The 22776-nt window shown below is 54.9% G+C and carries 21 protein-coding genes; 11 read left to right on the top strand and 10 right to left on the bottom strand.

Annotated elements, in window-relative coordinates:
- Window positions 1–3: 3 nt before the first annotated feature.
- Window positions 4–1065 carry a tRNA epoxyqueuosine(34) reductase QueG gene (gene queG / locus LVD14_RS02510; RefSeq protein ID WP_237132456.1) on the top strand — a complete coding sequence of 354 codons (1062 nt, stop codon included), beginning with the start codon at window positions 4–6 and terminating at the stop codon, window positions 1063–1065.
- Here the strand turns inward: queG and orn are convergent.
- A complete protein-coding gene (gene orn / locus LVD14_RS02515) occupies window positions 1055–1597 on the bottom strand; it encodes an oligoribonuclease (RefSeq protein WP_411268262.1) in 543 nt (180 codons plus the stop codon). The two genes, queG and orn, sit on opposite strands and share 11 nt — an antisense overlap.
- 95 nt (window positions 1598–1692) lie before the next feature.
- On the opposite strand from orn, the gene rsgA reads away from it, so the two are divergent.
- The gene (gene rsgA / locus LVD14_RS02520) at window positions 1693–2712 is read left to right on the top strand and encodes a small ribosomal subunit biogenesis GTPase RsgA (protein WP_237132458.1); all 1020 of its coding nucleotides are present in this window, start codon (window positions 1693–1695) and stop codon (window positions 2710–2712) included.
- A 34-nt stretch (window positions 2713–2746) separates the two neighbouring features.
- On the opposite strand, the gene motB is transcribed toward rsgA, so the two are convergent.
- Both motB and motA read right to left on the bottom strand, forming a co-directional pair.
- Window positions 2747–3694 carry a flagellar motor protein MotB gene (gene motB / locus LVD14_RS02525; RefSeq protein WP_237132459.1) on the bottom strand — a complete coding sequence of 316 codons (948 nt, stop codon included), beginning with the start codon at window positions 3692–3694 and terminating at the stop codon, window positions 2747–2749.
- 24 nt (window positions 3695–3718) lie between these two features.
- Complete coding sequence (gene motA, locus LVD14_RS02530) at window positions 3719–4570, bottom strand: flagellar motor stator protein MotA (RefSeq protein ID WP_237132460.1); 852 nt, start codon at window positions 4568–4570, stop codon at window positions 3719–3721.
- A gap of 166 nt (window positions 4571–4736) precedes the next feature.
- On the opposite strand from motA, the gene asd reads away from it, so the two are divergent.
- Window positions 4737–5588, top strand: a complete 852-nt coding sequence (gene asd, locus LVD14_RS02535) for an archaetidylserine decarboxylase (protein ID WP_237132461.1) — start codon at window positions 4737–4739, stop codon at window positions 5586–5588.
- A gap of 62 nt (window positions 5589–5650) precedes the next feature.
- Window positions 5651–5968, top strand: a complete 318-nt coding sequence (locus LVD14_RS02540; protein WP_317622178.1) for a pyrimidine/purine nucleoside phosphorylase — start codon at window positions 5651–5653, stop codon at window positions 5966–5968.
- 94 nt (window positions 5969–6062) lie between these two features.
- Here LVD14_RS02540 and ilvA read toward each other — a convergent pair whose 3' ends face one another.
- A complete protein-coding gene (ilvA, locus tag LVD14_RS02545) occupies window positions 6063–7580 on the bottom strand; it encodes a threonine ammonia-lyase, biosynthetic (protein ID WP_237132462.1) in 1518 nt (505 codons plus the stop codon).
- 157 nt (window positions 7581–7737) lie between these two features.
- Here ilvA and rpiA point away from each other — a divergent pair, with 157 nt between their 5' ends.
- Complete coding sequence (gene rpiA / locus LVD14_RS02550) at window positions 7738–8412, top strand: ribose-5-phosphate isomerase RpiA (RefSeq protein ID WP_237132463.1); 675 nt, start codon at window positions 7738–7740, stop codon at window positions 8410–8412.
- A gap of 88 nt (window positions 8413–8500) precedes the next feature.
- Here the strand turns inward: rpiA and LVD14_RS02555 are convergent, their stop codons facing one another.
- Together LVD14_RS02555 and LVD14_RS02560 are read right to left on the bottom strand one after the other, a co-directional pair.
- A complete protein-coding gene (locus LVD14_RS02555) occupies window positions 8501–8710 on the bottom strand; it encodes a cold-shock protein (protein ID WP_237132464.1) in 210 nt (69 codons plus the stop codon).
- Window positions 8711–8912: 202 nt separating this feature from the next.
- Window positions 8913–10304, bottom strand: coding sequence for an FAD-binding oxidoreductase (locus tag LVD14_RS02560; RefSeq protein WP_411268263.1), 1392 nt, complete (start codon window positions 10302–10304; stop codon window positions 8913–8915).
- 127 nt (window positions 10305–10431) lie between these two features.
- On the opposite strand from LVD14_RS02560, the gene serA reads away from it, so the two are divergent.
- Together serA and LVD14_RS02570 are read left to right on the top strand one after the other, a co-directional pair.
- A complete protein-coding gene (serA, locus tag LVD14_RS02565; RefSeq protein WP_237132465.1) occupies window positions 10432–11661 on the top strand; it encodes a phosphoglycerate dehydrogenase in 1230 nt (409 codons plus the stop codon).
- 98 nt (window positions 11662–11759) lie between these two features.
- The gene (locus tag LVD14_RS02570; RefSeq protein ID WP_237132466.1) at window positions 11760–12488 is read left to right on the top strand and encodes a GAP family protein; all 729 of its coding nucleotides are present in this window, start codon (window positions 11760–11762) and stop codon (window positions 12486–12488) included.
- A gap of 148 nt (window positions 12489–12636) precedes the next feature.
- Here the strand turns inward: LVD14_RS02570 and fba are convergent, their stop codons facing one another.
- From fba to tkt, 4 genes are read right to left on the bottom strand one after another with little or no spacing between them, the layout of a single operon-like run.
- The gene (gene fba / locus LVD14_RS02575; RefSeq protein WP_237132467.1) at window positions 12637–13680 is read right to left on the bottom strand and encodes a class II fructose-bisphosphate aldolase; all 1044 of its coding nucleotides are present in this window, start codon (window positions 13678–13680) and stop codon (window positions 12637–12639) included.
- A 31-nt stretch (window positions 13681–13711) separates the two neighbouring features.
- Window positions 13712–14896 carry a phosphoglycerate kinase gene (locus tag LVD14_RS02580; protein ID WP_237132468.1) on the bottom strand — a complete coding sequence of 395 codons (1185 nt, stop codon included), beginning with the start codon at window positions 14894–14896 and terminating at the stop codon, window positions 13712–13714.
- 42 nt (window positions 14897–14938) lie between these two features.
- The gene (gene gap, locus LVD14_RS02585) at window positions 14939–15967 is read right to left on the bottom strand and encodes a type I glyceraldehyde-3-phosphate dehydrogenase (RefSeq protein ID WP_237132469.1); all 1029 of its coding nucleotides are present in this window, start codon (window positions 15965–15967) and stop codon (window positions 14939–14941) included.
- A gap of 16 nt (window positions 15968–15983) precedes the next feature.
- A complete protein-coding gene (tkt, locus tag LVD14_RS02590; protein WP_237132470.1) occupies window positions 15984–17987 on the bottom strand; it encodes a transketolase in 2004 nt (667 codons plus the stop codon).
- A 168-nt stretch (window positions 17988–18155) separates the two neighbouring features.
- Between tkt and LVD14_RS02595 the strand changes: the two genes are divergently transcribed.
- From LVD14_RS02595 to metF, 4 genes are all read left to right on the top strand, one after another.
- Complete coding sequence (locus tag LVD14_RS02595; RefSeq protein ID WP_237132471.1) at window positions 18156–19160, top strand: ArsR/SmtB family transcription factor; 1005 nt, start codon at window positions 18156–18158, stop codon at window positions 19158–19160.
- Window positions 19161–19202: 42 nt separating this feature from the next.
- On the top strand, window positions 19203–20360 hold the full coding sequence (gene metK / locus LVD14_RS02600; protein ID WP_237132472.1) for a methionine adenosyltransferase: 1158 nt from the start codon (window positions 19203–19205) through the stop codon (window positions 20358–20360).
- A 40-nt stretch (window positions 20361–20400) separates the two neighbouring features.
- A complete protein-coding gene (gene ahcY, locus LVD14_RS02605; RefSeq protein ID WP_237132473.1) occupies window positions 20401–21780 on the top strand; it encodes an adenosylhomocysteinase in 1380 nt (459 codons plus the stop codon).
- Window positions 21781–21923: 143 nt separating this feature from the next.
- Complete coding sequence (gene metF / locus LVD14_RS02610) at window positions 21924–22769, top strand: methylenetetrahydrofolate reductase [NAD(P)H] (protein ID WP_237132474.1); 846 nt, start codon at window positions 21924–21926, stop codon at window positions 22767–22769.
- The last annotated feature ends 7 nt before the right edge of the window (window positions 22770–22776 follow it).

Consider the following 22776-nt stretch of genomic DNA (forward strand, 5'->3'; position numbering starts at 1 on the left):
CCGATGATATCGTCAGAACAATCCCGCCTGCTCCTGTCCCAGATCCGGCAGTGGGCGGCCGAGCTGGGGTTTCAGCAACTGGCGGTCTCAGACATCGACCTGGCTGCCTACCGGCCCCACCTGGAGGCCTGGCTGGCACGCAACTTCCATGGCGAAATGGACTACATGGAACGTCACAAGGACCTGCGCCTGGCCCCCGACCAGCTCCATCCGAACACCATACGTGTTTTGTCAGTGCGCATGGATTACAGCTTTGACAAAGAGCAAACACTCACTCCGATGCGTGATGGGCGCATGGCTTACATCTCGCGTTATGCGCGCGGACGGGACTACCACAAACTGCTGCGCAAACGACTGCAGCAGCTGGCCGAGAAAATCAGCGGTGAGGTCGGCGAGTTTGGATACAGAGCTTTTGTGGATAGCGCACCCGTGCTGGAGCGGGCGCTGGCCGAAAAAGGTGGCCTGGGCTGGATCGGCAAAAACACCATGTTGCTGAACAGGCAGGCGGGCTCGTTTTTTTTCCTGGGCGAGCTCTTCACCGATCTGCCACTGCCCATAGACGAGCCAGTCAGTGCCCACTGTGGCAGCTGTACCGCATGCCTTGACATGTGTCCGACCAGGGCCTTCGTCGGACCCTATCAGCTTGATGCACGTCGCTGCATCTCCTATTTGACCATTGAGCTGAAGGGCGCGATTCCTGAAGAACTGCGGCCACTGATGGGTAATCGGGTGTTTGGCTGCGACGACTGCCAGATTGTGTGTCCCTGGAACAAATTCAGCCGCCTGAGTGAGGAGTCCGACTTCAGGCCACGTCATGGACTGGACAGCAGTGAGCTTAGCGAGCTGTTCCGTTGGACCGAAGCTGAGTTCCTGGAACGTACCACCGGATCCGCGATCCGGCGCACTGGTTACGAGGGCTGGCTGCGCAATCTGGCCGTGGGCCTGGGTAACGCACCGACCAGCCAGAAGATTATTGATGCCCTGCAGTCGCGCGCCCAGCATCCATCGGCGCTGGTGCGCGAGCATGTTGAGTGGGCTTTACGCCAGCACGGCGTTACAGCTTGAAGAAATGTTCGCGGTAGTAACGCAATTCATCGACTGACTCGCGGATATCATCCAGCGCCTGGTGCGTTGTCGCCTTGCTGAAGCCGCCAGGGAGCTCGGGGCGCCAGCGCCGCGCCAGCTCTTTTACTGTGCTGACATCCAGATTCCGGTAGTGAAAGAAGGCCTCCAGCGCTGGCATGTAACGCACCATGAAACGCCGATCCTGATGCACACTGTTGCCGCACATCGGCGAGCTGCGCGGATCAGCGTACTGACTCAGAAACTCTATTGTCTGCCTTTCGGCCTCGGCATCATCAATCGTGCTTTTGCGCACACGTTCCACCAACCCGGAGCCACCATGCGTCCGCTGATTCCATTCATCCATGGCGGCCAGTGCTTCCTCGCTCTGATGGACGGCAATTACCGGCCCTTCAGCCAGCACGTTGAGATCACTGTCGGTAACCAGCGTCGCCACTTCAATGATCCGGTCTGTATCTGGCTCCAGACCTGTCATCTCCATGTCGATCCAGATCAGTGTCTTGGTTTTGTCTATCGATGTCTTGCTTGGTGTGTCAGGCATGAGAGTATTCCATGTATTTTGGAGAGGACAGGTTTCACCGCGCAGCCATTGTAATAGAATGCCAGTCCATGACCAAACGACGCCTTAATCATCAGCAACGCCGCCGTATCGACGCTCAACAATCGCGCCGCGGCAAAACAGCCAGCCGTGACGCCGAGCCAAGTATGACAGGCGAAGAATGCCACGGACTGGTGGTCTGCCACTATGGACAGCAGCTTGATGTAGAAGCGAGCGATGGAGACCAGCAAGGTCAAGTGGTGCGCTGCTTCCAGCGGGCGAATCTGCCACCGCTGGTGACGGGTGACCAGGTGGTCTGGCAGTCGGACGGGGAGGGTGGTGGCGTCATACTGGCCCAGCGTCCGCGTCACAGCGCCATGAGCCGCCCCAACAATCGGGGCGAACTGCGGGCCATCGCCGCCAACGTCGACTGCGTCGTTGTTGTCATTGCACCAGTCCCAGAACCCTTCGGCAATCTGATCGATCGATACCTGGTGGCCATTGAACACCTGGACCTGCAGCCGCTGATACTGCTGAATAAATCGGATCTGCTGGAGTCATCCGGTACCTCAGCCAATGTCTCGGCCCTGCTGGCACACTATCAGCAGATTGGCTATCCAACCCAGCTGGTGTCCTCACGTCGCGAATCGGATATGGAAGCTCTGCGGCAACGACTGTCCGAGCACACTGTTGTGTTCGTCGGGCAGTCCGGCGTGGGCAAATCATCCTTGATTAATGCCCTGCGAGGCGAAGAATCTGACAATCTGGCCGAGGTCGGCGAATTGTCTGTCGGGCACGAGAAAGGCACACACACTACCACCGCAACGCGACTCTACCATCTTCCAGGCAGCGGTGATCTCATCGATTCACCAGGTATTCGGGAATTCGGGCTCTGGCACATTGAGCCTCATTCTCTGGCTTATGGATATGTTGAGTTCCGACCTCACATCGAGCTGTGTCGATTCCGGGACTGCCTGCATGTTCATGAACCGGGCTGTGCGCTGCTGGCAGCTGTAGATGCCGGGCAGGTCAGCGAAGCGCGACTGGCCAGCTATCATCAGGTGCTGGACAGTTTACGGGAAGAGCGTTGAGGTCCTCCCGGCGTGGGGTTATCAGACAGACCGATCAGAAAATTTCCGGCGCATCGCCATCAGGCAGCACCTCATCCGGCGGCGCGACACCGTTAAGCTCTGAGTCACGCGTGCCGTCCTGAATGCGCTGTTCGGCCAGCTCATTCAATACCATGATCACGATACGGCGGTTGGCGGGATCCTCGGGAGCATCATCGTATAAAGGCAGTGACGACCCCATACCAATGATCTGGGCAAAGCGCTCGTATTCGAGTCCACCCTCAACCAGCGCCCGGCGCGCCGAATTGGCTCTGTCAGACGACAGCTCCCAGTTCGTGTATTGACCACCATTATCACCAAAGGGCACGCTGTCTGTGTGCCCATAGATACTGATCTTGTTGGGAACTTCATCGAGAATACCTGCCATCGACCACAGCACCTGCCTGGCGTAGGGCATCATCTCACTCGAGCCCAGCGCAAACAGGGGCCGGTTTTCACGATCAACGATCTGAATACTCAAGCCATCTTCGGTCACTTCCACTGTCGCCGATTCATCGAACCATTCAAATGCCTGATTACCGGCCACCAGATTTTCAACCTGACCTTTTAGGCTTTCCAGCATTTCGACCTGGCGCAGACGCGCCATCTCGATCATCTCCAGATTTTCCAGCTCATTGGAAGCCTCGACGTAGGGTTCTTCGTCGTCGCGGACAACGGCTGGATTCGTGCCCTGGTTTGGCAGCATTAGCGGTGTGCCACCCATATCCAGCACGTAGGGCGTACCGCCGTCACCAGTGCTTGCCAGACTGCGTGGGTCGGAGAAGTAGCCGGCAATGACCATCTTCTCAAGGTCAGTGGTACTTTCGATCAGCCACAACACCAGGAAAAAGGCCATCAGTGCCAGTGCGAAGTCAGCAAACGCGATCTTCCAGGAGCCACCATGATGACCTCCACCGCCTTTCTTGACACGCTTGATGACTATTGTCTGTTCGGACTTTTCCAAAATTCTTACCTGATATCCAAATGATCAACGGCTGCGGATATGCTCTTCCAGTTCGAAGAAGCTGGGGCGATCACCCGAGTACAGCGTTTTACGTGCAAATTCGACGGCAAGTTGCGGCGGCAGGCCATTGGAGGTGGCCACAATTGCAGCTTTTATGCACTCAAACATCTTGATCTCGGCATCCGCCACTTCCTGCAGGCGGTTACTCATCGGCCCAATAAACCCATAGGCCACGAAGATACCGACGAAGGTTCCCACCAGAGCCGCCGCCACACTGGCGCCCAGCGCCTCTGGCGGGCCGCCCAGTTTCTGCATGGTGATCACGATACCGAGAATCGCGGCCACGATGCCAAAGCCTGGCAGGCCATCCGCAATCCGGTGCATTGCATGTGCGGGCTCACTGAGCTCATGCATCTGGGTCTCGATTTCAGTATCAATCATGGCTTCGATTTCGTGCGGGGCCATGTTACTGGTGGTCATGATGCGCAGGTTGTCAGCAAGAAACTCGATGACGCGCTTGTCTTTAAGGATGCTGGGGTATTGCGTAAAAATGCCGCTTTCAGCCGGCGACTCGATGTCGCCCTCGATAGACATCATGCCTTCGCGTCTTGCTTTGTTGAATACATCGAAAAGCAGGCTTAACAGATCCAGATAGACCTTGTCGTTGACTGCCTGCCCGAGAATCGCACGTGGCAGGCGTTTGCCGGTCTCTTTCACCAGGTGCATACTGTTGGCGATCAGGAAGGCACCGAACGCGGCCCCCAGAATAATGATGAACTCCGATGGCTGCCACAGCACACCCAGTACGCCACCATGCATGATATAACCGCCGGCAACACTGGCGCAGACAACCACCACTCCAATTATAAACAACATGACCTGTACGGACTCCTCACGGGATCAAAGCAATCGGCTCGCTTCTATTACATCGGACGCTGGCGCGAAATCATTAATTTCTACAGCCAATGATGCAAACTCGATCACATTCCATTAAGCTTTACCGCCCTTTGGATGCGACCGACGATCTGGCAGTATGGACGCTATGAAAGACACTTTGTTTATATGGTTGCAGCACCTCGTGCCTCAGCATCTGATTTCGCGCCTGGTTGGCAAACTGGCCGCATGTCGCTGGGCACCCGTCAAAAACACCTTTATTCGCTGGTTCTCTCATCGCTATCAGATTGATATGAGCGAGGCCGAGCAATCCGATCCCCTGGCTTTTGATTGCTTCAATGCTTTTTTTACCAGAGCGCTCAAGGCTGACGCCCGGCCTTTGCCTGCGGACGAGCGTCTCATCGTCAGTCCAGCCGACGGGCAGCTGAGTCAATTCGGTGCCATCGAGCACGACCAGCTCCTGCAGGCAAAAGGGCGCCATTTCTCGCTACAGGCCTTACTGGGTGGTGACGCTGCCCTGGCAGAGCAATTCCAGGACGGATCGTTTGCAACAATCTACCTGGCACCACGCGACTATCACCGTTTTCATATGCCCCTGGCGGGCGTATTGCGTGAAACTGTTTACGTGCCGGGGCGTCTTTTCTCAGTCAACAAAGTCACCGCGGAAGGCGTCGATCGGCTGTTCGCCCGCAATGAACGTCTGGTGTGTGTATTTGACACTGACCATGGACCGATGGCGCTGGTGCTGGTCGGTGCAATGATTGTTGCAGGCATCGATACCGTCTGGGCCGGGCAGGCAGCGCCGGCCCGACATGGCCTGCTGCGTACCTCGTACACCGAACACAGCCCGCCTGTCATGCTGGCTCGCGGCGCCGAGGTGGGTCGTTTCAAACTGGGTTCTACCGTGATCGCGGTTTTTGGACCTGGCATGGCGAGCTTCGCAAAGGATATGGATCCAGACCTGACTGTCCGAATGGGTCAGCCGCTGGGCACCGTATAGAACTGATCGATAAGCACTTTTACTGGCTTAACAGCCGTTTTCCCAACATCAATGGAACATTAATGATGAGCAAATTTGAGAATGTAACTGTGGTCAAGGCCGCCAATATCTACTTCGACGGCAATGTGACCAGCCGCATTGTTGAATTCGCCAATGGCGATATTAAGACTCTGGGCATCATGATGCCGGGCGACTACCGCTTCGGCACTGAGAAAAAAGAAATCATGGAGATTCAGGCGGGCGAAGTTGAAGTGCTGCTGCCAGGCGAAGATCTGTGGCGCAAAGTAGGGGCTGGCGACAGCTTTGAAGTACCTGCCAATTCAGCCTTTGACATCAAAGTATTGAGTGTGACCGACTACTGCTGCTCTTACCTGGGTTAACAGCCTTCAGCCGGCTGGCGCAGCATCTGCGTCAGCCGATCCAGGCAACGGCGCAATGCCTGCCGAACAGGTATAAATTCGGGGCACTCAGCTGTCAGGGGCTGCCCAGGAACATGCGATAGGCAATATTCTGCGTTTCGTCCTGCCAGGGGTAATTGATCTCCCGCAGAAATTGCAGAAAGGCTTTGTCATCGGAAGGCGGTACCTGAATTCCCGCCATCACCCGGCCGTAGGCAGCTCCGTGGTTCCTGTAGTGGAACATGGAGATGTTCCAGCGCCCGCCGAGCAAATCGAGGAACTTCATCAGCGCTCCGGGCCGCTCAGGAAATTCAAAGCGAATAACGCGCTCGTTGGCTACCTGATGGCTGCGCCCGCCGACCATGTGGCGGATATGAACTTTGGCGGCTTCGTTGGTGGTCATGTCATGGGCCTTAAGTCCACGTTCTGACAACTCCTTAAGCAGTGCCTGGCGGCCCGATTCGCCGTCGGCGACTTCAACACCGACAAAAATCTGTGCCGCATGAGAGTCACCGTAACGATAGTTGAACTCGGTGATATTGCGTCGCCCCAGAATTTTCGAGAACTCTCTAAAACTGCCGGGCCGTTCATCGATGGTGACAGCCAGCACGGCTTCGCGCGACTCACCCAGCTCTGCGCGCTCAGCGATATGCCGCAGACGATCGAAATTAACATTAGCGCCCGTCACGACAGCCATCAGGGTCTGCCCGTTTACCTGATGCTGCTGCACATACTTTTTGATGCCGGCGATACCCAAAGCCCCTGCAGGCTCAGTGACGGTGCGCGTATCATCAAAGATGTCCTTGATGGCCGCACAGATCTCGTCGGTATTGACCGTGATAACTTCATCAACACACTGGCGCAGAATGCCAAATGTGTTCTTGCCGACCTGATTCACGGCCACACCATCTGCAAACAGGCCAACCTGCGAGAGTTTGACACGACGGCCTGCGGCCATGGCGGCCTTCAGACAGGCAGAGTCCTCTGCTTCAACCGCTATCATGCGGATATCCGGCCGAATGTATTTGATATAGGCAGCCATGCCTGCCATCAGTCCGCCGCCACCGACAGGGACAAACACGGCGTCCAGCGGACCGCTGTGCTGCCGCAGGATTTCCACACCGACGGTACCCTGACCAGCAATGACGGCCTTGTCGTCAAAGGCGTGAACAAAGGTATAACCATGCTTCTGCACCAGTTTCATGGCGTAGTCGGCGGCATCGTTGTAGGTATCACCGTGCAGCAGCACGTCGCCACCGCGGCTGCGCACGGCGTTAATTTTGATGGCAGGTGTGGTCACTGGCATGACAATGATGGTTTTAATGCCCAGCGAAGCGCCAGCCAGTGCAATCCCCTGAGCGTGGTTACCGGCGCTGGCAGCGATTACACCGCGTGCCGCAGCCTCCTCGCTCAATTGTGACATCCGGTTGAAGGCACCGCGCAACTTGAAGCTGAATACGGGTTGCATGTCCTCTCGTTTTAGCATGATGCGGTTCTGCAGTCGTTTGGACAAAGACGCTGCTTCATGCACCGGGCTTTCTATGGCGACGTCGTAAACGCGCGCGGAGAGGATGTCTTTAACGTATTTTTCCATGCTAGTGTCCTACCTGGGGAAGTTCGAATCATTGCCGCGCGACCTGCCCAGTCAGGTCACCCACTGCCGTCATGAATTTGGAAAATGGGAGTGCGAGCGCTATGATTGCCCGCAATCATATCCTTCATCACACAAAACTCCAAAAGAGCGCCGCCCTATGGATCAAAACGAATTAAAGAAAGCGGTGGCCAAGGCGGCCGCCGATTACGTGAAACAGCGACTGGACGACCACACTGTAATTGGTGTTGGAACCGGTTCTACAGCCAATTACTTTATCGATTACCTGGCGGAATTCGGCGACGACATTCGCGCCACGGTTGCCAGCTCTGAAGAAACAGCGCGCCGATTAAAGGCCCATAACATTGAAGTGATGGACCTGAACGCCGCGCCAGAGGTCACTATCTATGTTGATGGTGCCGACGAGGCTAACAAATATCTTCACCTGATCAAGGGCGGCGGCGGCGCTTTGACTCGAGAGAAAATTATCGCCGCTGTCGCCAAAGAGTTTGTCTGTATTGCTGACGGCAGCAAACTGGTGGATGTGCTTGGTACGTTTCCATTGCCGGTAGAAGTCATCCCCATGGCGCGCAGTCATGTCGGTCGCCAGATCGTCAAACTGGGCGGGGATCCGGTCTATCGGGAAGGTTTCGTGACAGACAACGGCAATATCATCATCGATATCCATCATATGGATATCATGGAACCGAGGAAACTTGAGGAACAGCTCAACCAGATCACCGGTGTGGTAACCAATGGTCTGTTTGCTGTGCGACCCGCAGACAAGCTGATTCTGGGCACAAAAGAGGGCCTCAGAACCTTAACCGCCAATTAAAAGCCTTGGTAGTTGTCCTGGTAGGGCCGCCCCGACGCGATGCCGGGAATAAAAAAACGCAGGGTTTTGACGCCCTGCGTTCTTTGTATTACAGAGGAGTGACGTTCTCCGCCTGGGGGCCTTTCTGACCTTGAGTCACTTCCATAGTGACTTTCTGGCCTTCATGCAGCGTTCTTCTTCCAGTACCGTTAATGGCACTAAAATGGACGAATACGTCCTTCCCACCTTCCTGTTCAATGAAGCCGAAGCCTTTTTCATCATTGAACCACTTAACGGTACCTTCTACTTGCTGTGACATATTGCTCTCTTGCTATTTCCAAGGGACTCGGCTGAAGCGGATTCAGACACTTCCCATTATTTATTAACACAGTTGACAACTGTGGCAACTGCTGGAGTCAACACCGACTCCTCAAAGCAGTGTACCGCCTAATTTTGTCGCTGGGAATACAGTTTAGAGCGAAAAAGGGCGAAAACTGTGAAATTGCTCTCAATACTCGTCTCTAGTCGAATATCTTGCCCGGATTCATGATGTTAGCCGGGTCAAACAGTTTCTTGATGCCTTTCATGAATCCCACCTCGCCCTCACTGCGGCTGTACTGCAGATAAGGCTTCTTGAGCAGGCCCACGCCGTGTTCGGCCGACACGCTGCCACCGTACTTTTTTACCGTCTCAAAAATACTGTGACTGACATCGCCACACTGCTGGAAAAAAGCCGTCTTATCCAGATCCTCAGGCTTGAGAATGTTCAGGTGAACATTACCGTCACCAATGTGACCGAACCAGATAATCTCAAAATCAGGGTATCGTGAGTTTACAATTGCATCGACATCCTTGAGAAATGACGGCACTTTGGACACCTGCACGGAGATGTCGTTTTTATATGGCGTAAATCGCGATATTGTTTCCGAGATGTCCTCGCGCAGACGCCACAGATTGGCAGCCTGGCCGGTATTCTGACTCATCGTGCCATCGAGCACCCAGCCCTGCTCCATGCAGTGTTCAAATACACTCATGGCGGTATCCATGACAGCCTCGCTGGTGTTCTCAAACTCAATCAACGCATAGAAGTTACCTTCGGTTTCGAACGGACGCGGCAGACCTTTCTCGGCCATGACATGCTTCAACGCCTTTTCGGAGAAAAACTCGAACGCCGTAATGTCAACTTTGGCACGGAATGCCTGCAGCACATGCATGGCATCTTCCATTTCTTCTACCGCGAGCACCAGTACGGTCGGATCACAGGGCGGGGTGGCCAGCGCCATCGTCAATTCAACGATCAGACCCAGGGTGCCTTCCGAGCCAATAAACAGATGACGCAGATCGTAGCCGGTCGCATTTTTGACCAGCCCGTGATTAAGCTCCAGTAATTCACCTGTTCCGGTGACCACTTTCATGCCCATCACCCAGTCGCGCGTCAGCCCATAGCGAATGACCTTGATACCACCGGCGTTGGTACCGACATTGCCACCAATCTGACTGGAACCGGATGACGCAAAGTCCACTGGATAAAACAGGCCATTCTCTTCAGCAAACTGTTGCAACTGTTCTGTGATCACGCCGGGCTGACAGACGACCTGTCTGTCGACCGGACTGAAATCCAGGATCTTGTTCATACGATCGAAAGCAACCACGACTTCACCATTGGTGGCGACTGCGCCGCCACTCAGTCCGGTGCGTCCGCCGGAGGGAACGATGGCAAACTTCTGCTTGTTGGCGAGTCGGACCAGCGCCTGTACTTCATCTATGGAACCAGGAAAAACGATGGCTGCTGGCGCGGGTTCATAAGCCTTGGTCCAGTCTCTGCCGTAAAGCTGAAGCGATTCATTATCAATCTTTACCCGGTCCGGGCCCACGATTTCTGCCAGTGAGGCGGCGAGAGTCTGCTGCATCAAGCTCATTGCTAAAGTTACCTTGTCAGGAAGTTTCGATCTGAAGAGAGCGTTTATGTTACCGAGGGCGTTTATGGTAACATAGCGCGCCTGAAACTGGCGCCTCCCACAGACGAGAAACCGCATTGTTATGAAACCAACCTCACTGGACAAAAGTAAAATCCGCTTCCTGCTGCTGGAAGGGGTCCACCAAAGTGCTGTCAAAACCCTGCACGAGGCCGGCTACACCAACATTGAGTATCTGAAAACCTCATTGTCGGAAGATGATCTGGTCGAGAAAGTTAAAGACGTGCACTTTATTGGTATTCGCTCGCGCACCCAGCTCACCGCTCGTGTGTTCGAAGCGGCGTCCAAGCTTCAGGCGGTTGGCTGTTTCTGCATCGGCACCAACCAGGTCGACCTGACAGCAGCACTGATCAAGGGCGTACCAGTATTCAATGCACCTTATTCCAATACCCGAAGTGTTGCCGAACTCGTCATTGGCCAAACTATTCTTCTGCTGCGTGGCATTCCTGAGAAGAACGCATTGGCCCACCGTGGCGACTGGCAGAAAGTGGCGACCGGCTCTTATGAAACGCGCGGCAAAAAACTTGGGCTGATTGGTTATGGCAACATCGGCTCACAACTAAGCGTGCTTGCCGAATCAATGGGCATGAAAGTCTACCTGTATGACATCATTACCAAGCTCCCGCTGGGCAATGCCGTTCAGGTAAGCAGCCTCAAAGAGCTGATGGAAACCTGCGACGTCATCAGCCTTCACGTTCCTGAAACCGCACAGACAGCCAACATGATTGGTGCCGAGCAGCTCAGCTGGATGAAAAAGGGCAGCATCCTGATCAACGCCTCACGTGGCACCGTTGTAGATATCGACGCACTGCATGACGCTCTGGAATCTGGCCATCTGGCTGGCGCCGCCATTGATGTATTCCCGGTAGAGCCTCGCTCAAACGAAGAAGAGTTTGTATCGCCGCTGCGCAAGTTCGACAACTGCATTCTGACCCCACATATTGGCGGCAGCACCATGGAAGCACAGGAGAACATCGGCCTGGAAGTTTCTGAGAAACTGATTCGCTACAGCGACAACGGTTCGACCCAGACCTCAGTCAACTTCCCGGAAGTGGCCCTGCCGTCGCATCCGGACATGCACAGACTGTTGCATATTCATGAAAACGTGCCAGGTGTTCTTTCCCAGATCAACTCGGTGTTTTCCGCTGCGGGCATCAACATCCGTTCGCAGTATCTGCAGACCAATGACAAGATTGGTTATGTGGTGATGGATATCGATCGCGAACACAGCGAGATCGCCATGGACAAACTCGTAGGCATCACCGGCACGATTCGCTGCCGCGTACTGTGGTAATCCATCCGGCATAAATCAGAACCGCCAGTCTGGTACTCGCGACCAGACTAGCCGTTCAACCCAGGAAATTCGACGCTATCCACACAGGAGCACAGGCGTTGAGCATCGAACTGATTGTCGTGTTGGCAGGACTGGCGCTGATCGACAGCACCAGCATCGGTACCCTGTTAATTCCAATCTGGCTGCTACTGGACCATCGTCAGATTGATGGCTCACGATTGCTCCTTTATCTGCTGACGATTGGGGGCTTTTACCTGGTTGTCGGACTGACGCTGGCACTGGGTGCCGACTGGCTGCTCGCCGCAGAACCGTCACAGACCGGCTCAGACGCGCAAACGCAACCCGGCATTCTCGATGCCGCCCTGTCTGGTTTGCAGCTGCTGGTAGGCGCTGGGCTGTTCTGGATCAGTTTCCGCTTTGACAGCAGCAAACCCGGTGCTGCAGAACGGGTTGAACGCTGGAAACAGCGAACACACCAGGCCTCCACATCTACCCGGGTATTAATTAGCCTGGCATTGCTGGCGGCACTGGCAGAGGTCGCAACAATGCTTCCCTACCTGGGCGCCATCGCCATGATGACAGCCGCCGACCTGAGCCGTTTCCAGCTTTTGATACTGATGCCCATCTACTGCCTGATCATGATACTGCCGGCGATTGTCCTGCTGTTACTGCGTCAGGCCCTCCACGATCAGATCCAGAGCACGCTGATCAAGGTCGATCAGTGGATCAGCCGTAACGCCGAATCCGCCCTCGGCTGGACACTCGGCATAGCCGGCTTCCTGATCGCCCAGGACGCCATAGGCCGCCTCTACGCCCTCTACACCTAGCTGGCATGATGGCGCGGGAGCCGCGTGACACCATCCATTAGAGGCGTCGCGTGACACAGCTCAATCGAGGCATCGGAGTAGCGGGAAAAGGAGCGAGGAAAACTTGACGAGGACTTTCCCGCTGATCCGGTGCCGGAAGCGCTAAGGCTCAGAGCCCGTACTTACCAGCCATCTCCTCCAGACTGTACACCTTCCCAATCCGATCAATCTGACCCGCCGTCCCGAACGCCTCCAGACGCGCCTTTACGATCCCCTTCATCGCTTTCACAGTCGGTGTCAGGAATTTACGTGGATCGAACTCAGATTTGTTCTCAGCCAGGAACTTGCGCACCGCACCAGTAGATGCCAGACGCAGGTCCGTGTCGATATTGACCTTGCGTACACCGTGCTTGATGCCTTCCTGAATTTCTTCGACCGGCACACCGTAAGTTTCCGGGATCTCACCGCCAAATTCGTTGATCACGGCCAGCCACTCCTGTGGAACCGATGACGAGCCGTGCATGACCAGGTGTGTGTTGGGAATACGGGCGTGAATTTGTTTGATACGCTCAATGGCCAGGATGTCGCCAGTCGGTGGACGTGTGAATTTGTAAGCACCATGACTGGTGCCAACAGCAATCGCCAGAGCATCCACGCCTGTGTCGCTGACGAATTGCGCAGCCTCTTCAGGGTCAGTCAGCATCTGATCGTGGGTCAGCTTGCCTTCCGCACCGATGCCGTCTTCTTCACCTGCCATACCCGTTTCCAGCGAACCCAGGCAGCCAATTTCGCCTTCTACGGACACGCCACAGGCATGTGCCATTTCAACTACGGTACGTGTCACTTTTACGTTGTAGTCATAGTCAGTTGGCGTCTTGCCATCGGTTCCCAGGGAGCCGTCCATCATGACTGAGGAGAACCCAAGCTGGATGGAGCGCTGACACACCGCGGGTGACACACCATGGTCCTGGTGCATGACAATCGGGATATGAGGGAACTCTTCGATGGCAGCCAGAATAAGGTGACGCAGGAAGTTGGAACCGGCATATTTTCGCGCACCGGCCGAAGCCTGCAGAATGACCGGGCTGTGGACTTCGTTCGCTGCCTCCATAATGGCGCGAACCTGTTCCAGATTATTGACGTTGAATGCGGGTACGCCGTAACCATGTTCGGCAGCGTGATCCAGCAACTGCCGCAAACTGATAAGTGCCATAGTAACTTCCTCTTGAAAAGTTTTTAGTAAATTAGTGTTCCAGAACAGCAACCGCCGGCAGCACATCACCCTGAACGAACTCAAGGAATGCACCACCACCGGTGGAAATGTAAGATACCTGATCCGTAATGCCGAACTTGTCGATGGCCTGAATGGTCTCGCCACCACCAGCAATAGAGAATCCCTTGCTGGACGCCACGGCCTCGGCAATTGCCTTGGTGCCATTGGCAAATGTGTCGAACTCAAACACACCAACCGGACCATTCCATATAATGGTTTTCATCTCACCAATGATAGATGCCAATTTCTGTGCAGTCTGCGGACCGATGTCCAGAATCATGTCGTCATCAGCAACATCGCTGACGGACTTGATGGTTCCCTCGGCATCCGCAGAGAATGATTTTGCTACTACCACGTCGACCGGCAGAGGGATCGATGTTTTTTGCATCAGGGCTTTAGCGGTATCTACCAGATCGGTTTCCACCAGTGATTTGCCTACTGGATAGCCTGCTGCCAACAGGAAGGTATTGGCGATACCGCCACCTACGATCAGCTGATCTGTTTTTTCCGCCAGGCTCTCGAGAACCTGCAATTTGCTGGACACTTTGGCGCCACCAACAATGGCCAGCATGGGACGTTCCGGACTCTTCAGGGCCTTGTCGAGCGCGTCCAACTCGGCCGAGAGCAATGGGCCCGCACAGGCCTTGCCGGCAAAACGTGCCACGCCGTGAGTACTTGCCTGCGCGCGGTGCGCTGTGCCAAACGCATCCATGACAAAAATATCGCACAGGCCAGCATAGGCCTGGGCCAGATCGTCGCTATTTTTACCTTCGCCAACATTGATCCGAACATTTTCCAGAAGAACAACTTCACCCTGATCTGGTGTCGCACTAGAAGGACTTTGCAGGTAATCCTGTACCAGCCGCACTGGCACACCCAGCAGCTTCTGCATGTGCTCTGCTACTGGCGCCATAGAAGACTCAGTTTGTTCTGAAATGGGCTTTCCTTCTTCCGGGCGGCCCAGATGGGACATCACAATCACCCTGGCGCCAGCATCCAGCGCCTGGCGAATAGTTGGCAGTGCCGCGACGATACGCGTGTCATTGCCCACAACACCATTTTTGACTGGAACATTCAGATCTTCACGGATCAGTATGCGTTTACCGGCAAGGTCCAGCTCGTGCATCCGTGTAATGGTTTTTGCTGATGATGTCATTTAAATCCTGCTCCTTTGTTCAATTGGATCCAATCGCTTTTTTCACTGCGACTGCAGCCTGATCAGGTTGGCAACATCAAGCATGCGATTGGCATAGGCCCATTCGTTGTCAAACCAGGCAAGCACTTTTATCAGATGTTCGCCGCTCACCCGTGTCTGACTCAGATCCACAATAGCCGATCTTGGGTCATGATTAAAATCACAGGATGCCAGTGGCTCGTCCGTGCAGGCCAACACATTGGGCAATGAACGGCCCGACGCGCTGCGAATGGCATCATTGACCTGTTGCATGCTGGCATGACGCGAAACGGTAACGGTCAGATCAATGGCTGATACATTAACGGTTGGCACACGCATGGCCTGCGCCGAGAAGCGACCATCCAGATGCGGCAGAATTCGGCCGATACCCTTGGCGATCTCTGTATCAACCGGAATGATTGACTGCACCGCGCTGCGTGTTTTGCGCAGGTCCTGGTGATGGTAGGCATCGATGACCGGCTGATCATTCATTGCAGAATGAATGGTTGTTATTACACCGTATTCAACACCGAAAGCCTCGTCGAGACACTGAATCACCGGTACCACACAGTTGGTCGTACAGGAAGCCGCCGATATGATCCGGTGCTCGGACGTCAGCTGCTCGTGATTGATCCCGTAAATGACAGTAGCATCAACATCACTTTGCGCTGGCTGTGAAAACAGCAGCCTGCCGGCACCCTGCTGCAGGTGCTGGGCGGCAGTCGCTCTGTCACTGAAACAGCCACTGCACTCCAGCACCAGATCAACGTCAAGCTCGCGCCAGGGCAGTGTGCCGATCTCGGGATGCGAGAGGACCTTGATGCTCTGACCATTTATATTCATGGTGTCGTTCGCTACAAGTTCCACGTCACCCACAAATCGGCCGTGAGTACTGTCGTAGCGTGTCAGGTGCGTCAGCGTCCGTGCATCCGTCAGGTCATTTACCGCAACGATCTGCATTTCGGGCAGATCGTTACGTTCATACATGGCACGCAGCACACAACGGCCTATGCGGCCATAACCATTAATTGCCAGTCGATACGGCTTGGTCATAGTGCGCCCGGATCCTTCATGCCAACAGTTTTTGTGCGCGGCTGACGATATTCTCTGCTGTAAATCCAAATTCCTTCATTAGTACACCGCCCGGCGCCGATTCACCAAACGTGGTCATGCCTATCACCTCGCCATCAAGGCCGACGTATCTGGACCAGTACTCTACAGCGCCGGCTTCGACGGCCAGGCGTTTGCGAACTGCGTTCGGCAGCACCTGTTCACGGTAAGCCGCATCCTGCTGGTCGAATACGTCTGCCGAAGGCATCGATACCAGGCGTGCCTTCACGCCAGATGCCTGCAGCTCTTTTACAGCATCGCGTGCTACCGATACTTCCGAGCCGGTGGCGATCACGATCAGTTCCGGACTGCCGTCACAGTCTTCCAGCACATAGGCGCCACGAGAGATCAGATCAACCTGCTCAGCGCTGCGTTCCTGATGAGGCAGACCCTGACGGGACAACACCAGAGATGTCGGGCCATCATTTCGCTGCAGCGCACGGGTCCAGGCAACCGCCGTCTCTACTGCGTCACTGGGGCGCCATACCGACATGTTCGGTGTTGTACGCAGGTTGGTCAGCTGTTCGATGGGCTGGTGAGTCGGACCGTCTTCGCCCTGACCGATTGAGTCATGTGTATAGACGTTGATGACGTGCTGCTTCATCAGGGCGCCCATGCGCACGGCATTGCGCGCATATTCCATGAAGATCAGGAAGGTGCCACCGAAGGGAATGAACCCGCCATGTAATGCAATACCGTTCATGATGGCGCTCATGCCGAATTCACGCACACCGTAATAGATGTAGTTGCCATCGTTTTGTTCGCTGATCGGTACACTGCCTTTCCACATGGTCAGGTTGGAGCCTGCCAGGTCTGCGGAACCGCCAAGCAGTTCGGGCAGTATTTCGCTGAACGCAGCGATCATGTTTTGGGATGCCTTGCGTGTCGCCAGGCCTTCACCTTTTTGCTGGCACTGCTGAACCAATTCGCGCGCCTGCTCCTCGAAGTGCCCGGGCAGTTGTCCTTTAAGGCGACGCACCAGCTCCATTGCCAGATCAGGGTAGGCCTCCTCATAACGAACCAGTTTTTCTTTCCAGCGCGTCTCAGCCTGGAAGCCCTTTTCACGGCAGTCCCAATCCTGAAGGATGGCCTGAGGCACCTCAAAGGGCGGGTACTCCCAACCCAGTGCCTTGCGCGTGGCAGCGACCTCGTCAGGGCCCAGCGGGGCTCCGTGCACACCGGCAGTGCCAGCTTTTGCCGGTGAACCAAAGCCGATGACTGTCTTGCAACGAATCAGTGTCGGTCGCTGTGTATCGGCGCGTGCCTCTTCAATCGCCTTTATGATCTGTTCGGCGTCATGTCCGTCAATCGCCAGCACCTGCCAGCCGTAGGATTCGAAGCGTTTGGTGGTGTCGTCGGTGAACCAGCCGTCAACGTCACCGTCGATAGAAATGCCATTGTCATCATAGAAAGCAATCAGCTTGCCCAGGCCCAGCGTGCCGGCCAGCGAGCACACTTCGTGAGAGATACCCTCCATAAGACAGCCATCGCCAGCAAAAACATAGGTGTAGTGGTCGATGATGTCGTGCTCAGGGCGGTTGAATTGGGCGGCCAGTGTTTTCTCGGCAATCGCCATGCCTACGGCATTGGCCAGCCCCTGGCCCAGCGGGCCGGTCGTTGTTTCGACACCGGGTGTATAACCGTATTCAGGGTGGCCCGGCGTCTTGGAATGCAACTGACGGAAATTCTGCAACTCCGACATTGGCAGATCAAAACCACTCAGGTGCAGCAGTGAGTAGATCAGCATCGAGCCGTGACCGTTGGACAATACAAATCGGTCGCGATTTAGCCATTGCGGATTGCGCGGGTTAAATGACAAATAGTCGTTCCAGAGGACTTCCGCGATATCTGCCATACCCATCGGGGCTCCGGGATGCCCGGAATTGGCTTTCTGGACGGCATCCATACTGAGGGCGCGGATGGCATTGGCGCGATCTCTGCGTGAGGTCTGTCGGTTCGACATACGAGCGGGACTCCTGTTGAGGGGCGTATCAAAGCGCGTATTTTCCCGCAGATTGGCTATATTTTCCAGACAAATACGGGGGTGCTGCGGATTCACGCCGGTTTTCAGCAGCAACTCTCTATCAAAATATTTTGATATAGGTCTAAAAGCTGGTATAGTCCGCCGCCTATGAGTGCCAAACTTCAACCAGTACATGCAGATAGCACCAATGCCGAGATCGGAGACGCCGAGGCACTCGCGCGCCTGTTCAAAGCACTGGCAGATCCGTTGCGTCTGGATATTCTGCGCCTGCTGCGCACTGAATCATTCGGCGTTCTGGAACTGAGCCGTATCCTCGACGTGCGGCAGTCGGCACTGAGCCATCATCTGAAAATCCTGGCCCAGGCCGCGCTGGTTTCAACGCGCCGCGAGGGCAACAGCATCTTTTACCGGCGAGCTCTGCTGCTGGTGGATGACCCCGCGTACGATGCCAAAAGAGCGGCATTCGCGGCTCTGGATCAGCTAAGCCTGCGACAGACCCTGAAGGACGGCATCAGCCAGATTCATCACGAGCGATCCGAACAGTCCCTCCTGTTTTTCGAACGCCATGCAGAGCGGTTTCTGGAAAAGCAGGAGCTGGTCGCCGAATACGCGCATTACCGTGAGACACTTGGTGACCTGCTTGACGGCCTTAAATTGTCGAAGAACGCAGCTGTAATGGAAGTGGGGCCTGGCGAAAGCCCGCTGCTCAGCGAGCTGGCCGCTCGATTTGCGAACCTTACAGCGCTCGACAACTCTCTGGAAATGCTCAACAGGGCACGCAACATGCTGTCGCAGCGCAGTGGGCGCAGTGATGTCACTTTCATCCACGGCGACACACAGATTGCACTGACACGCCCTCAGCGTTTCGACCTGATTATTTACAACATGGTACTCCACCACATTCCGTCGCCCCAGGAGACCTTTAAAGACTGCGCCAGTCTTTTGAACAGAGGCGGCACGTTGTTATTGATTGACCTCAGCCATCATGATCAGGATTGGGTCCGCGACTCTTGCGGTGATCTGTGGCTGGGATTTACTGAAGAAGACCTCGACGCCTGGGCCAACGAGGCTGATCTACATTTCGGACAACGCGTATACCTGGGGCTGCGTAATGGTTTTCAGGTGCAGATGCGCACATTTACTAAAAATTAATTTTTTGATCGCTGGACACTGACTGTTTTAAAGGAACTGATTATGACAACACACCTGTTTACTTCCGAATCCGTCTCTGAAGGGCATCCGGACAAAATCGCTGACCAGATATCCGACGCGGTTCTCGACGCACTGCTCAAGCAGGATCCATCGGCTCGCGTGGCCTGTGAAACACTGGTCAAGACTGGCATGGTGATTGTGGCTGGCGAAGTCACAACTGAAGCATATGTGGACCTGGAAGATATCGCCCGCAGAGTGGTCGTTGATATTGGTTACGATCATTCTGACAAGGGCTTTGATGGTCACTCCTGTGCGGTTCTGAACGCCATCGGCAAACAGTCACCGGACATTGCCATGGGTGTCGACGAAACCGACGATCACGAACAGGGTGCTGGCGACCAGGGCCTGATGTTTGGCTACGCCAGCAACGAAACCGATGTACTGATGCCAGCTCCCATCACTTACTCTCACCGACTGGTGAAGCGCCAGGCTGAAGTTCGCAAGAACGGCACGCTGCCCTGGCTGCGACCTGATGCCAAGAGCCAGATCACCTTCCGCTACCAGGATGGCAAGCCGGTTGGTATCGACGCAGTGGTTCTGTCCACACAGCACGCCCCTGAAATTGAGCAGAAGGCGCTGCAGGAAGCGGTGATGGAAGAAATCATCAAACCGGTTCTGCCTGCTGAGTGGCTGGATAAAGACACCAAGTATTTCATCAACCCGACCGGTCGTTTTGTAATTGGCGGTCCATTTGGTGACTGCGGCCTGACCGGCCGCAAGATCATTGTTGACACCTACGGCGGCATGGCTCGTCATGGTGGCGGCGCGTTCTCGGGCAAGGATCCGTCCAAAGTTGACCGCTCAGCTGCATACGCCGCGCGTTATGTTGCCAAAAACATTGTCGCTGCCGGCATCGCCGACCGTTGTGAAGTTCAGGTCTCCTACGCCATTGGTGTCGCCGAGCCGACATCCATCAGTGTAGAAACTTTTGGCACTGGACAGATCAGCAACCAGCGTATCGTTGAGCTGATTCGCGAGCACTTTGAGCTTCGCCCGAAAGGCCTGATCAAGATGCTGGACCTGATTCGTCCGATTTATTTCCCGACAGCTGCCTACGGTCACTTTGGCCGCGAAGATGCTGAGATCACCTGGGAGAAAACGGACAAAGCTGAGGGGTTGCGCGCCGCCGCCGGACTGTAAGTTAACGAATTCACTCAATCGTTTTTATTAAAGGTTTTTTATGAGCACTAACGACTACAAAGTAGCCGATATTTCACTGGCCGAGTACGGCCGCAAGGAAGTAATTCTGGCCCAGGCGGAAATGCCCGCCCTGATGGCACTGCGTGAAAAGTATCGCGCCGAGCAGCCACTGGCCAATGCCAAGATCATTGGCTGTATCCACATGACCATCCAGACTGCCGTGCTGATCGAAACACTGGTCGAGCTGGGTGCCGAGGTGCGCTGGTCCTCCTGTAATATTTTCTCCACGCAGGATCATGCGGCAGCGTACATTGCTTCCAAAGGCATCGCGGTTTATGCATGGAAAGGTCAGACAGTTGAAGAAGGTGACTGGTGTATCGAACAGACCATCCTCAAAGACGGTCAGCCCTGGGATGCCAATATGCTGCTCGACGATGGCGGCGACCTGACAGCCATGGTGCACAACAAGTACCCGCAGATGCTGGATAGGATTCACGGTATCACTGAAGAGACAACAACAGGCGTTCACCGTCTGGTCGAGATGCTGGCTGAAGGTTCGCTGAAGGTGCCGGCCATCAATGTCAACGACTCGGTTACCAAGTCCAAGAACGACAACAAGTACGGCTGCCGTCACAGTCTGAATGACGCGATCAAGCGTGGCACGGACATGTTGCTGTCAGGTCGACACGCGCTGGTCGTCGGCTATGGCGACGTGGGCAAGGGTTCTGCACAGAGCCTGCGCCAGGAAGGCATGATCGTAAAGATCACTGAAATCGATCCTATCTGCGCCATGCAGGCCTGCATGGACGGTTATGAGGTTGTGTCTGCTTACAAGGGCGGCGTGAACACTGGCAAGCTGGAAGACGTGGATGCTGCATTGCTTGGCAAGATCGATCTGATCGTAACCACGACCGGCAACATCGATGTCTGCGACAAGAACATGCTGCAGGCACTGAAAGCAGGTGCAGTGGTCTGTAACATCGGTCACTTCGACAACGAAATCGACACCAAGTACATGCGTGACAACTGGCACTGGGAGGAGGTTAAGCCTCAGGTCCACAAGATCTATCGCGGCGACCTGGAAAAGAATCCGGAAGACTACCTGCTGTTGTTGTCTGAAGGTCGACTGGTTAACCTGGGCAATGCAACCGGCCACCCATCACGCATCATGGATGGATCGTTTGCCAACCAGGTAATCGCCCAGATCCACTTGTACAAGCAGGCTTTTGCCAGCAAATCAGCTGAACAGAAAGCCGAGCTGCTGCGTGTGGAAGTACTGCCCAAGAAACTGGACGAAGAAGTCGCCGCATTGATGGTACTGGGTTTCGGTGGTGTGATCACAAAAATGACACCATCCCAGGCCAAGTACATCGGCGTGAAGGTAGAAGGGCCCTATAAGCCTGACGCCTACAAGTACTGATCTATTGATTAGGAACCAGCTGTATTGCTGAGCTCGCATTAAGGATGACATGTTGCAATTCCTGGTGCGACTCAGCTTAAGCGACGACGTTCCTGGACAGACTGTCAAACCTTGTGAATCTCACAAAGTAACGGATGAAGATAATGGACATCAAAAACCCAGACGCACGTTTCAGTTTTGAATTTTTCCCTCCGCGCACTGACGCGGGAATGGAAAAACTGATGATCGTGCATCAGGAACTCGCCGCCCTGCGCCCGGATTTCTTTTCGGTGACTTACGGGGCGGGCGGGTCCACCAGGGATGGTACCCGGCAGGCGGTTACAAAAATTTCCCATGCGGGTTCGGCCGTCGCGCCTCACCTGTCGTTTGGCGGCTCCAGCAAGGAAGACATCCTGGCCCTGCTGGAGTCCTATCGTGAAATGGGCATCAATCGCCTGGTGGCATTGCGTGGCGACATACCCTCAGGCACCGGCGCGGCATCACAGTATTTTTACGCCAACGAGCTGATAGAGTTTGTACGCGAAAAGACTGGCGATCACTTTCATATTGAAGTGGCCTGCTACCCGGAAATTCATCCGCAATCCGACAGCTACGACAGCGATATTCATTTTTTCAAAAAGAAAGTAGATGCGGGTGCCAACAGCGCGATCACCCAGTATTTCTACAATCCCGATGCCTACTTCTATTTCGTCGACAACTGCGAAAAAGCCGGTATCGAGATTCCGATTGTACCTGGCATCATGCCAATCACCAATTTCACCAGCCTGCAGCGCTTCAGCGTCAATTGTGGCGCAGAGATCCCGCGCTGGATTCGTCAGCGCCTGCAATCCTATGGCGATGATGTGGAAAGCATTCGTGCCTTTGGCGCCGAAGTTGTCCTGCATCTTTGCGAAGATCTGCTGGCAGGCGGTGCGCCCGGACTGCATTTCTACAGCATGAACCAGACTGAACCGGTTCGACAGATCTGGCAACAGCTGGATCTGCGCTGAGGCTCAG

Source organism: Pseudohongiella sp. O18 (genome assembly GCF_021729085.1).
Taxonomy (GTDB): Bacteria; Pseudomonadota; Gammaproteobacteria; order Pseudomonadales; family Pseudohongiellaceae; genus Pseudohongiella.